The sequence below is a fragment of the Lentibacillus halodurans genome (genome assembly GCF_900112045.1).
In the GTDB taxonomy this organism is placed as follows: domain Bacteria; phylum Bacillota; class Bacilli; order Bacillales; family Amphibacillaceae; genus Lentibacillus; species Lentibacillus halodurans.
Map to the genome: position 1 here is coordinate 281,315 of NZ_FOJW01000001.1, position 11,773 is coordinate 293,087.

Annotated in this window: 14 protein-coding genes; all 14 read left to right on the forward strand. The window is 39.9% G+C overall.

The annotated features are described in order from the left end of the window. The first annotated feature begins 54 nt into the window (after positions 1-54). The 14 genes from cmk (at position 55) to BM195_RS01550 (ending at position 11,713) form a co-directional block, all read left to right on the forward strand. Complete coding sequence (cmk, locus tag BM195_RS01485; RefSeq protein WP_090233183.1) at positions 55-747, forward strand: (d)CMP kinase; 693 nt, start codon at positions 55-57, stop codon at positions 745-747. Continuing rightward, on the forward strand, positions 747-1,352 hold the full coding sequence (locus BM195_RS01490) for a lysophospholipid acyltransferase family protein (RefSeq protein ID WP_090232538.1): 606 nt from the start codon (positions 747-749) through the stop codon (positions 1,350-1,352). The genes cmk and BM195_RS01490 overlap by 1 nt, the downstream gene beginning before the upstream one ends. A 74-nt stretch (positions 1,353-1,426) precedes the next feature. Beyond that, positions 1,427-2,560: a 30S ribosomal protein S1 gene (gene rpsA, locus BM195_RS01495; protein ID WP_090232540.1), complete on the forward strand. Its 1,134-nt coding sequence runs from the start codon at positions 1,427-1,429 to the stop codon at positions 2,558-2,560. Positions 2,561-2,799: 239 nt separating this feature from the next. Then, positions 2,800-3,417, forward strand: coding sequence for a YphA family membrane protein (locus BM195_RS01500; RefSeq protein WP_090232542.1), 618 nt, complete (start codon positions 2,800-2,802; stop codon positions 3,415-3,417). A gap of 99 nt (positions 3,418-3,516) precedes the next feature. Next, positions 3,517-4,827: a ribosome biogenesis GTPase Der gene (gene der, locus BM195_RS01505; RefSeq protein ID WP_090232544.1), complete on the forward strand. Its 1,311-nt coding sequence runs from the start codon at positions 3,517-3,519 to the stop codon at positions 4,825-4,827. 32 nt (positions 4,828-4,859) lie between these two features. Further along, on the forward strand, positions 4,860-5,897 hold the full coding sequence (locus tag BM195_RS01510) for an NAD(P)H-dependent glycerol-3-phosphate dehydrogenase (protein WP_090232546.1): 1,038 nt from the start codon (positions 4,860-4,862) through the stop codon (positions 5,895-5,897). A gap of 59 nt (positions 5,898-5,956) precedes the next feature. Continuing rightward, positions 5,957-6,217, forward strand: a complete 261-nt coding sequence (locus tag BM195_RS01515) for a stage VI sporulation protein F (RefSeq protein ID WP_090232549.1) — start codon at positions 5,957-5,959, stop codon at positions 6,215-6,217. A 292-nt stretch (positions 6,218-6,509) separates the two neighbouring features. Then, on the forward strand, positions 6,510-6,707 hold the full coding sequence (locus tag BM195_RS01520) for a DUF2768 domain-containing protein (RefSeq protein ID WP_090232551.1): 198 nt from the start codon (positions 6,510-6,512) through the stop codon (positions 6,705-6,707). 13 nt (positions 6,708-6,720) lie between these two features. Next, the gene (locus BM195_RS01525) at positions 6,721-7,458 is read left to right on the forward strand and encodes a hypothetical protein (RefSeq protein ID WP_090232553.1); all 738 of its coding nucleotides are present in this window, start codon (positions 6,721-6,723) and stop codon (positions 7,456-7,458) included. 188 nt (positions 7,459-7,646) lie between these two features. Then, the gene (spoIVA, locus tag BM195_RS01530) at positions 7,647-9,125 is read left to right on the forward strand and encodes a stage IV sporulation protein A (protein WP_090232556.1); all 1,479 of its coding nucleotides are present in this window, start codon (positions 7,647-7,649) and stop codon (positions 9,123-9,125) included. Positions 9,126-9,481: 356 nt separating this feature from the next. Continuing rightward, positions 9,482-9,754, forward strand: coding sequence for an HU family DNA-binding protein (locus tag BM195_RS01535; RefSeq protein WP_090232559.1), 273 nt, complete (start codon positions 9,482-9,484; stop codon positions 9,752-9,754). 124 nt (positions 9,755-9,878) lie between these two features. Beyond that, a complete protein-coding gene (mtrB, locus tag BM195_RS01540; protein WP_090232562.1) occupies positions 9,879-10,085 on the forward strand; it encodes a trp RNA-binding attenuation protein MtrB in 207 nt (68 codons plus the stop codon). Positions 10,086-10,177: 92 nt separating this feature from the next. Further along, positions 10,178-11,002 carry a heptaprenyl diphosphate synthase component 1 gene (locus tag BM195_RS01545; protein WP_170848113.1) on the forward strand — a complete coding sequence of 275 codons (825 nt, stop codon included), beginning with the start codon at positions 10,178-10,180 and terminating at the stop codon, positions 11,000-11,002. Positions 11,003-11,005: 3 nt separating this feature from the next. Further along, positions 11,006-11,713, forward strand: a complete 708-nt coding sequence (locus BM195_RS01550; RefSeq protein ID WP_090232564.1) for a demethylmenaquinone methyltransferase — start codon at positions 11,006-11,008, stop codon at positions 11,711-11,713. Positions 11,714-11,773 lie beyond the last annotated feature (60 nt).

Here is an 11,773-nt window from a genome sequence, read left to right on the forward strand (position 1 = left end):
CCAAGTTTTTACTGTTCAAATGAGTGGAATGTATGAGAGGAATGAATGACAGCAATGAAACAAGAGCAAATAGCGATAGCAATCGATGGTCCCGCAGCAGCCGGGAAAAGTACTGTTTCCAAAATGGTCGCAAAGGAACTTTCATTTATTTATATTGATACTGGAGCAATGTATCGGGCGTTCACATACAAAGCACTCCGCGATCAAATTTCTTTGGAGGATGAACAGAAACTTTCCGAACTGTTGGCTGATACAAACATAGAACTTGAGCAGGGAAAGAATCAGCAGCATGTTCTGGTTGATGGTGAGGATGTTACACATGATATTCGCTCTGAAGAAGTGACGAATCATGTATCCTATACAGCTAAACACCCGAATGTACGCCGGGAAATGGTCAAACGCCAACGTGGCCTTGCGCAAAAACGCTGTGTTGTCATGGATGGAAGGGATATTGGAACACATGTTATCCCTAATGCAGAAGTCAAGATATTTTTAAAGGCATCTGTAGAGGAACGTGCAAGACGCAGGTATGAAGAAAATCTTCAAAAAGGATTTTCCACTGATTTCGAGAAATTGAAACAGGAAATTGAACAAAGAGACCGGATTGACTCAAAACGTGAGATTGCTCCATTAATCAAAGCGGATGATGCAATTGAACTGGATACAACTGATTTATCAATTGATGAGGTTGCAGCATCCATCCTGAACGAGGTCAAAAAGGTACTGGCTGATAAAGGGGAAAAATAATGAATCTTTACAAAATAGCTAAAACGGTAGTGTCATTCATAGTTTATCCGCTGTACCGTATCAGGGTAATCGGGAAGAAAAATGTTCCGAAAACCGGCCCGGTCATCATTTGTTCAAATCACATTTCCAATCTCGATCCTCCTGTAGTTGGGATTACATCACCTAGAGATATTTATTTTATGGCAAAAGGGGAATTGTTTGAAAAGCCTTTTTTGGGCAAACTACTGACAGGTATTCATGCATTTCCGGTTAAAAGAGGAATGGGAGACCGGAATGCATTGCGTAAAGGATTAAAAATTCTTGAAAATGGAAATACGTTAGGTCTGTTTCCGGAAGGGTCTAGAAGTAAAACAGGCGAGCTTGGAGAACCGCTGGCCGGCGCTGGTTTTTTTGCATTGCGATCCAATGCGGCAATTGTGCCATGCGCCATTATCGGCCCATACAAACCGGGCAAAAAACTGACCGTGATTTATGGTGAGCCAATGAATATGGAAGCTTATCGCGCTGCGAAAAAATCAGCTAAAGAAACAGCAGAAGCGATTATGACGGAAATTAAAATTTTGATGGATCATTATCATTCTCAACATGCATCGCTTGACAAATAATTATAAATATTAGAAGTTATAAAAAAGGCAATTTTCATTTTCTGTTGTTATGTATTTTAAGGAGGGCTAATGGTATGAGTGAATCCAGTAACGAAACAACGCAATTAAATATAGGTGACATTGTAACAGGGACAGTTATAAAAGTGGAAGACAAACAAGTTCTTGTTGATATTGGCTACAAAACAGAAGGCATTGTGCCGATTGGTGAACTATCAAGCCTGCACATTGAAAAAGCAAGTGATGTAGTGCAGGAGGGTGATTCATTAACCTTGTATATCAAAAAAATGGATGAAGATGATGAAGTCATTCTGTCCAAAAAAGCAGTAGATGCTGAACAGGCATGGGAAACGTTAGAAGAAAAATATCAAAATGGTTATGTATTTGAGACAGAAATTAAAGAAATTGTAAAGGGCGGACTCGTTGCTGATGTGGGTGTACGAGGATTTATTCCGGCATCTCTGGTGGAAACGTACTATGTTGAGGACTTCTCCGATTATATTAATCATTCATTGACGGTTAAAATTGTCGATTTGGACAAGGAACAGAATCGTATCATATTATCTCATAAAGATGTTGTTCAAGATGAAATGGATGCGAAAAAACATGATGTGCTGCAGTCATTGGTAGAAGGCCAAGTGCTTGAGGGTACTGTACAACGTTTGACCAATTTTGGTGTTTTTGTTGATCTTGGCGGTATTGATGGACTTGTTCATATTTCACAACTTGCACATGAGCATGTTGAAAAAGCTTCGGATGTTGTGGCAGAAGGAGACAAGATCGACGTAGAAGTATTATCCGTTGACAGAGATAATGAACGAATCTCCCTTTCCCGTAAGAAAACACTTCCAGGTCCATGGGCGAATATTGAGGACCGTGTATCAAGAGGCGATGTGCTGGAAGGTACAGTTAAACGCCTGGTAAACTTCGGTGCTTTCGTTGAAGTTCTTCCCGGTGTTGAAGGTTTGGTTCATATTTCACAAATTGCCAACCGGCATATTGGAACGCCACAGGAAGTGCTTGAGATTGGTCAGGAAATTCAGGTGAAAGTTCTGGACGTCAATGAACAGGAAGAACGAATATCCCTCAGCATAAAGGAATTGGAACAGGAAAAAGAAGCATCAGAAGTGAAACAATATGAAAAAGATGATGATCAGTCAGGATTCCAGCTGGGCGATTTTGTCGGTGATGAATTAGACAAATACAAATAACATCATTGCTAAGGCTCTTTCCACATGGGAAAGGGCCTTTTTGATTGCACAGGAAACGATAGATAGATTGAATAATGGTGGATAACTTAACTACTGAATCAGCCAAGTCCACCTCCAGAGTAAAAGTTGCAGTGTGACTCCCAAACCTTCGTCTGATAAGTCAACATCAACTCACTTCCGCTTTTGTTTGTTTAAAACATAACTGAATCAGTCATAATGATAGTGGCAGGTGAGGTAAAATGAGCAATGGATTGCTTTTCTATTGGTTTTCATGGATTTTATGGACTATTGTCACTTTTATAATGCCCAAAAACAGGCTCAGAACAATACTGGCATGCTGGCTGCTGTTATTGATTATAAGTTCAAATTCATACATATCGTTTGATCATTTTCAGCTATCCGCAAGTTATTTGGTCCTTTTGATAGGGGCTTTTATATTGCATACGAGACTTTCCCGAACGCTTTTTCATGTATTCGGTTCATTCACGATCATGATAGGGTATACCGCTATTCTAATTTGGATGAACCATACACCATTGAACCTCTTTCTTCCTCCGTTGGTAACTATTTCATGTATCCTTTTCATGTTAATTATCTTGACAACAACAGGGCTATGGAACAGACTGGCTTGCAGTCTGCTGGGGATGTCCGGGGGAGAGTTACTGTACAGTATTATCATATCCGGTTATTTAATCCCTGATATGATTGGAGATAAACGCTTTTTCGATTGTATTCTTGTCATCACGGTTGCGATTTTATGCTATGATTTGTTACTCATATTAAAACTGAAAATAACACGAAAACTTCATAAATCCATCCCAAAATCAAAACCATTATTCAGGAAGCAGGCACAATAATAATTGTGGTTATACCATTCTTTTGCTAGAATTAGTAAAAGCTGAAGTAAGCATTGTTGCAAATGTAATTCAAAGAGACGCAGAAAGGATGTTCCTTTCATGAGGAAATCTGTTGTAGCAATTGTAGGGAGACCTAATGTAGGTAAGTCGACCATTTTTAATCGACTCGTCGGAGAGCGAATTTCAATTGTAGAGGACACACCCGGTGTTACACGGGATCGTGTCTATGCGAAAGCTGAATGGCTGACAACAACATTTAATGTCATTGATACAGGTGGTATCGATATGAGTGATGAACCACTTCTTGTTCAAATGCGCCAGCAAGCGGAGATCGCAATCGAGGAATCGGATGTCATCATATTTTTGTTGAATGGACGCGAAGGGATTACTGCTGCTGACGAAGAGGTAGCCAAAATGTTGTATAAGTCGAATAAACCGGTTGTTGTTGCAGTGAATAAAATGGATAACCCGGAAATGCGCGAAGAAATTTATGAATATTATGCATTAGGGTTTGGTGAACCGTATCCAATTTCCGGGGCTCATGGTCTCGGACTTGGTGATTTATTGGATAATGTTGTCGGATATTTTCCGGAAATGCACAATGAAGAACCGGATGAAGATACCATTTATTTCAGTTTAATCGGAAGACCCAATGTGGGAAAATCATCGCTTGTTAACGCTATGCTTAACGAAGAACGTGTCATTGTCAGTGAACAGGAAGGGACAACTAGGGATGCGATTGATACACATCTTCATAAAGATGATCAGGATTTCGTGATTATTGATACGGCCGGAATGCGCAAGCGCGGGAAAGTTTATGAAGCGACTGAAAAGTATAGTGTATTACGTGCATTAAAAGCCATCGAACGATCTGATGTTGCTTTAGTTTTAATTGATGCCCAAACAGGTATAAGGGAACAGGATAAAAAAATTGCCGGTTACGCACATGAAGCGGGACGAGGTATCATTATCGTCATTAACAAATGGGATACAGTTGAGGCAAATGAAAAAACGATGAAAGAATTTGAGGAGAAAGTCCGAGCTCACTTTCAATATTTGGATTATGCACCGGTTGTTTTCCTGTCGGCCACCACAAAAAAACGATTGCATACGTTAATTCCTGCGATAAAGACCGCAAGTGAAAATCATGCAAAACGTGTACCGACAAATGTGTTGAATGATGTAATTATGGATGCGCTGGCAATGAATCCAACCCCAACAGTTAAAGGTAAACGGCTAAAAATATTGTATGCCACTCAGGTAGCTGTCAAACCACCCAGCTTTGTCATATTTGTGAATGAACCTGATCTAATGCATTTTTCGTATAGACGATTTCTCGAAAATCGGATCAGAGATGCATTCGGATTTGCAGGTACACCACTTAAGCTATTTGCACGAAAACGGCAATAAGGATAAATAAGCTTCTCAAGGGAGGAATAGGATTGACTAAAGTAGCAGTATTGGGTGCCGGAAGCTGGGGAACAGCGTTAAGTATTGTGCTGGCAGATAACGGTCATGATGTCAGATTATGGACACACCGCAAAGAACAAGCAGAAGCGATTAATACGACGTACAAAAATGAACAATATCTGGATGCCTACATACCCGAACAGATTCAAGCATTTTACGAATTGAATGAAGCGATTGATGATGTTTCAGCCATTGTTATGGTTGTACCTACCAAAGCAATCAGGGAAGTCTGTATGGAGTTAAATAACACACTGAAACAGAAGGCTGTTATGATTCATGCAACGAAAGGAATTGAGCCGGAATCACTGAAACGGGTCTCCCAGGTAATTGGTGAGGAAATGGATCATTATGATTATGAAGATATTGTCGTGCTCTCGGGACCAAGTCACGCGGAAGAAGTCGGTAAGCGGCAGCCAACAACGGTGACTGTTTCTTCCTTAAACAGCCATAACGCGGCATTATCCCAGGATTTATTCATTAATGAATCATTCCGTGTCTATACGAGTACTGATATAGTAGGCATTGAATTGGGTGGTGCATTAAAGAATATTATTGCACTCGGAGCAGGCATATCCGATGGGCTAGGATATGGTGACAACGCAAAGGCTGCTTTGATTACGAGAGGATTAGCTGAAATAACCAGGTTGGGCGTATCACTTGGAGCTAGCCCTTTAACCTTTTTGGGATTGCCGGGTGTTGGTGATCTGATTGTCACATGCACAAGCCCTCACAGCCGAAACTGGCGTGCAGGTAACATGCTGGGCGGAGGCCAGAAGCTTGATGAGGTGCTGGAACAAATGGGTATGGTCGTTGAAGGTGTCCGGACAACAAAAGCAGCCTATCAATTTGCAAAGGAACAGCAGATTGAGATGCCGATCACGCAAGGATTATATCAGGTTCTATTTGAAGACAAAGAGCCCAAAGATGTTGTTGAACAATTAATGAACCGGACCAAGCGGGAGGAAATGGATGATATCTCGAGCTTACTAAGTGTCAATTATCCGCAATAACACTTATTCGCCGCCTTTGCATATAATATGTTGAAATGACTATGCAAGGAGGCGAGCATGTGAGTAATTTTCAGGATAAACTTTTTGATAAAGTTCAGCAGAATTCTGATATCAGCCCGAATGAAATTTATAAGGTGGCAGACTCTGTAAAACAAGCCGATTTTTCAGATGAAAAGACAGTCAGATCTCTGGTGCGGCGTTTAGCAAATTTAGCAAATAAACCTATTTCCAAAGAAAAAGAAGATAAAATTGTAGAATCAATTATAAAAAATAACATGCCAATGGATATGCAGACGTTAAATAAAATGTTTAAAAAATAGCTGTATCTGGGCAAGTGAGGATACATTGACCCGTATGCTCGCATAATATAAATCGCACAAGCATTCATGGATGGAGTTGCGGTGGGTATTATTTAGTCATACCGGGATGAAGCCAGCCCCCTTCATTCCGGATTTTTTACAGTTCGCCAAGTTTTTCTGGCATGCCCATACATCATGGCATATCTAAATTATGATCGAATCCGAATCTTTCACCAGAAGTTTTTCTGGCATGCCCATACATCATGGCATATGTTATAATACGGTGTGCATGTTTTGAATAGGAGTGGATGAAATGTCAGAAAGTATGCTGAATATGTGGATTTCATTCGTCGGTATGGGCTTATTGCTTGTAGCGATGGGACTCATCCTGCTCAGCAGATATAAATTAAAAGGATTCTTATCAGCAATTGTATCTCTGCTGGCCTATTTATCATTACTCGTTGGCACGGTTATTATTTTTTACATCGTTTTCAACGGTCCAACAGCATAGGAGGCTCAGGGTGATGAAACATACATATATTAGGCTTCTTTGTTTATTATCGATGATATTTCTTTTAAGCGGGTGTCTCTATCCCGAAAGTGAATTATCAAAAAACCAGAAGTCAAATGAATCCCAGTTGGAAGCAGTACAATCAGCAGTCGATCAATATCAGGAGAAAAATCAGGGACTGCTGCCAATTCAGACCAAACCCAGTGATACGCCCATTTTTCAAAAGCATCTAGTTGACTTCCAGCCGTTAAAGGAGCAGAACATTATGACCGAAATCCCTGGAAATGCTTATCAGAACGGCGGAATATATCAATATACAATCATTATCCCTGATGAAAATCCGCAAGTGAAACTGATTGATTTACGTATTTCGGATACAATCAGGGAAGTGGCTGTAAAACTGGATATATATCGGAACGAACACCTTTATCCACCATTTGGCAAAGAGGTTGCTGAGGGTATTTTCCAGGTAGATCATGAAGAACTGGGTCTTGAATCCCGGCCATATGTAGTCAGTCCTTACTCGCAGGAAAATTTGCCAATTGTGATGGACACGGAAGGTAACTTGTATGTTGATTATCGGATTGATTTAACGAACGCACTTGAAGAATATGAACATAATTTTGAAGAAGGAGACGACATCCGATACCTATTGGCTGAAAAGACACCATTCGTACCCGTATATTCCTTTCCATATACAATTCGTGACGGTGAACCTGCTTTCAACTTGACGGATAAGCAAAATAAATAAGCATAATCAATCCCTTGTGACATATATTGTGTTGCAGGGGATTTTATGGTTAACAAATAAAAATCTTTTTTTGCCTCTTTTTAAGCCTAATTAAGTCATAATCCGATAGGACAACATCATAGACTTGTAATGTCAATCATTCGCAAGTAGTTTTTGATTTTTGGAAAAGGAGATCGGGAGGGGATCGTTTGGAGAGAGTTGATATTTTCAAAGATATTTCAAAGCGGACGAATGGAGATATTTACCTTGGGATTGTAGGTGCTGTCCGGACCGGAAAATCAACTTTTATTAAACATTTTATGGAACTGGGCGTTTTACCGAATATTTCGGATGAAAGTGAACGTGGCAGGGCCCATGATGAATTACCGCAAAGTGCTGCCGGAAAAACCATTATGACAACCGAACCAAAGTTTATTCCGAATCAGGCAGTATCAGTGCACGTTGATGAAGGTCTCGATGTAAATGTCCGTCTGGTGGATTGTGTAGGTTACGCTGTTGATGGGGCCAAAGGATTTGAGGACGAAAATGGACCCAGGATGATTAACACACCTTGGTATGAAGATCCGATACCATTCCATGATGCAGCAGAAATCGGAACAAGAAAAGTCATTCAGGAACATTCAACGATCGGTGTTGTAGTCACAACTGATGGAACATTCGGGGAAATAGCACGCACTGACTATCAGGAACCAGAGGAAAAAATTGTGGAAGAAATGAAAGAAGTCGGCAAACCGTTTATTATGGTTGTCAATTCGGCACGGCCGACCAGTCAGGAAACGGAACTGCTGCGCCAGGATCTTATCGATAAATATGACATACCTGTACTGGCCATGAATGTAGAGACGATGACTGAACATGATGTCTATAATGTCATGCGGGAGGCATTATATGAATTCCCTGTGCTGGAAGTGAATGTGAATCTGCCAAGCTGGGTCATGGTTCTTAACGAAGAACATTGGCTGCAGCGAAATTACCAGGATGCCATCCAGTCAACTGTCAAAAATATCAGAAGGTTACGTGATGTCGATCACATTATAGGCAATTTTGCTGACTATGACTACATCGACAGAGCAAATCTTGCCGGTATGGAAATGGGTGACGGTATAGCAGAAATTGACCTGCATGCTCCGGATCATTTATATGATGAAGTGCTGAAGGAAATAGTCGGTGAAGAGATACGTGGAAAAGACCATTTGCTTGAACTCATGCAGGATTTTGCCCATGCCAAACGGGAATACGATCAAGTAGCAGGTGCATTGCAAATGGTAAAGCAGACTGGTTATGGCATTGCTGCACCAACATTGGAGGATATGAAACTGGATGAACCGGAGATTATTCGTCAGGGTTCCAGATTTGGTGTCCGCCTAAAGGCAATAGCACCATCCATCCATATGGTAAAGGTTGAAGTTGAATCTGAATTCGCCCCAATTATCGGCACCGAAAAACAAAGTGAGGAACTCGTAAGATACCTGATGCAGGATTTTGAGGAAGATCCATTATCCATCTGGGAATCGGACATTTTTGGCAGATCATTAAGCTCGATTGTCAGAGAAGGCATTCAGGCGAAAATTTCACTCATGCCGGAAAATGCGAGGTATAAATTAAAAGATACACTGGAACGGATTATCAACGAAGGTTCCGGCGGATTAATAGCCATTATTTTATAGCAGCTATACATAGTTGCTATTTTTTTGTTCGAATTCTTCATTTTTTTCTTTAAAAAAGCAGGAGATTTTCCTTTTATGTCGTATATCATTATAAAAGACTCTATATCAGGCAGGATAGCAGGTGCAGCTGATGGTCATTTTTCCAAAATTATAGGAAATGATAGCAAAAAAATAAAATTAATACCGATAAATTAGGCACTTATTGTTGAATTTTGTTCCAATCTCGGTTAATATAAGCCTTGTCATCAATGATTTTGGTGACATTAAGTATAAAAAAAGACAAATTGGAAACAAATGATGATATATTTACAGTTTGTTCCAATGTCTATGAACAATTTTGGGAGGAGGTGAATGTCATGAATAAAACAGACTTGGTTAATGCCGTTGCAGAAAAAAGCGAACTTTCCAAGAAAGATGCTACGAAAGCTGTAGATGCAGTTTTTGAATCTGTCATGGATTCACTTAAAAAAGGTGAAAAAGTACAGTTAATCGGATTCGGGAACTTTGAGGTACGTGAGCGTTCCGAGCGTAAAGGACGTAATCCACAAACCGGAGAAGAAATTAAAATTCCTGCAAGTAAAGTTCCTGCATTTAAACCAGGAAAAGCCCTTAAAGAAAGCGTTAAATAACTGTTTCTTACATAGGGCCGAAAAAAAGGGCACGTTATTGCGTGCTCTTTTTTTCACTTTATGCAAACTTGTTATGACACTTAACGCGGGAGCTTAGAATTTAAGCATTATGGGAGTGGATGCTATGGAAGACTTTTTTGTCATAAAAGCTCTGGAGGACGGCGTAAACGTTATCGGTTTGACGAGGGGATCGGTTACCCGGTTTCATCATTCGGAAAAATTGGATGAAAATGAAGTGATGATTGCTCAATTTACAGAACATACCTCTGCTGTAAAAGTGAGAGGGAAGGCATTGATCCAGACAAGTCACGGTGAAGTCAGTAACGAATAACATATCATTCTCATGCTTATTTTCATACGCCTTATTAATTTTAGTTATGGAACATACGCATAATATGCTATAATGACAGTATGATTTGTGGAATGGATGAAAGGGTACAGGTGGTTGTTTTGCAGACATCCAGTATGGAGATAAGTCATCTAAAAGCTTTAATAAACCAAAAAATGTATTATGCCTATATCGAACAATACGTACAAACACCTCAGTTAGACGATGATAAACTATATATATTAACTTCTATCTTAAATAATACTGCTTTACCGGAATCCAAAAAGGAACATTACATTGTTACAGCAATGCTTGTTCAAATGGCACTGGACACACATGATTTAGTACCGAATTCAAATGATTTTGTGCATACCGATCATGATGAAAAGTCAAAACAGTTATCTGTACTTGCCGGAGACTACTATAGCGGATTATATTATCTGATTCTGTCAGAAATAGAAGAAGTAAAAATGACCCAGGTTCTGGCAACTGCCATTACAGATATTAATGAGTATAAAATGCAATTATATTATAAAGATTTCGATTCATTTGATACATTTATCCAAGTTTTTAAAAAGTTGGAATCACTTTTAATAACCAGGATTGCTGCATTTGTTGGTGAAAAAACGATCAGTGGTATTACACCGGAATGGCTAATGACGAGAAGGTTAGAAGCAGCTAAAAACCGTATCACACAATCCGGATTTGATAAGGTCTTTGGTTCCTGGTCTGAACAAATTCCTGTAAGTGACCATCATGATGCCCTATATGCGATGAACACATTCATCCGTAAAGAAACTTTATTGATTGAAAAGCGACTGCCACATTTTCCGGCACATCTTTCAGCCATCAAATCCTATATAAAAGGTACTATAGAAACAGCCCCGTCCAATAAAAGTTCATTAGCGGAAGAAGGGTGAGCAATGCAGCAACAAACCAAAGAAGAACGGGTACATCATGTATTCGAAAACATATATGACCAATATGACTCTATGAATTCCATTATTTCTTTCAAGCGTCATAAAGCATGGCGGAAAGATGTCATGAAGCGTATGAATGTTGAAAAAGGTGCAAAGGCGCTTGATGTATGCTGCGGAACCGGAGACTGGGCTATTTCCCTTGCTGAATCTGCAGGCAGTACCGGAGAGGTAGTCGGCCTTGATTTCAGTCATAATATGTTATCGGTTGCCGAGGATAAAAATAAATCTTTACAGTACAGGCAACTTTCGTTTATTCAGGGGAACGCAATGGAACTTCCGTATGCAAACGATGCGTTTGACTATGTTACAATCGGTTTCGGTTTGCGTAATGTTCCCGACTATATGACGGTGCTAAAAGAGATGTATCGTGTCGTAAAACCAGGCGGTAAAGCAGTATGCCTCGAGACGTCACAACCAACGATGATTGGGTTTCGCCAGGGATACTACCTGTATTTCCGTTATATCATGCCTTTATTAGGAAAAATTTTTGCAAAAAGCTACAAAGAATATGCCTGGTTGCATGAATCGGCTAAAAATTTTCCGGATAAACAAATGCTGAAGCAAATGTTTCATTCAGCGGGTTTTTCACATGTGAATATAAAGCAGTACACTGGCGGAGTTGCCGCCATGCATATGGGTACAAAAGAATGAAAGTGATAATTTAGTGAAACTTCATTCAATGAGGAGTTCCGACGGACAAAAGGTGACATG

Coding starts and splice junctions, on each gene's coding strand:
- BM195_RS01550 (WP_090232564.1), top strand. CDS start 11,006: ATGCAGCAACAAACCAAAGAAGAACGGGTACATCATGTATTCGAAAAC.
- rpsA (WP_090232540.1), top strand. CDS start 1,427: ATGAGTGAATCCAGTAACGAAACAACGCAATTAAATATAGGTGACATT.
- BM195_RS01545 (WP_170848113.1), top strand. CDS start 10,178: ATGGATGAAAGGGTACAGGTGGTTGTTTTGCAGACATCCAGTATGGAG.
- BM195_RS01535 (WP_090232559.1), top strand. CDS start 9,482: ATGAATAAAACAGACTTGGTTAATGCCGTTGCAGAAAAAAGCGAACTT.
- mtrB (WP_090232562.1), top strand. CDS start 9,879: ATGGAAGACTTTTTTGTCATAAAAGCTCTGGAGGACGGCGTAAACGTT.
- BM195_RS01490 (WP_090232538.1), top strand. CDS start 747: ATGAATCTTTACAAAATAGCTAAAACGGTAGTGTCATTCATAGTTTAT.
- BM195_RS01525 (WP_090232553.1), top strand. CDS start 6,721: ATGAAACATACATATATTAGGCTTCTTTGTTTATTATCGATGATATTT.
- der (WP_090232544.1), top strand. CDS start 3,517: ATGAGGAAATCTGTTGTAGCAATTGTAGGGAGACCTAATGTAGGTAAG.
- cmk (WP_090233183.1), top strand. CDS start 55: ATGAAACAAGAGCAAATAGCGATAGCAATCGATGGTCCCGCAGCAGCC.
- BM195_RS01520 (WP_090232551.1), top strand. CDS start 6,510: ATGTCAGAAAGTATGCTGAATATGTGGATTTCATTCGTCGGTATGGGC.
- BM195_RS01500 (WP_090232542.1), top strand. CDS start 2,800: ATGAGCAATGGATTGCTTTTCTATTGGTTTTCATGGATTTTATGGACT.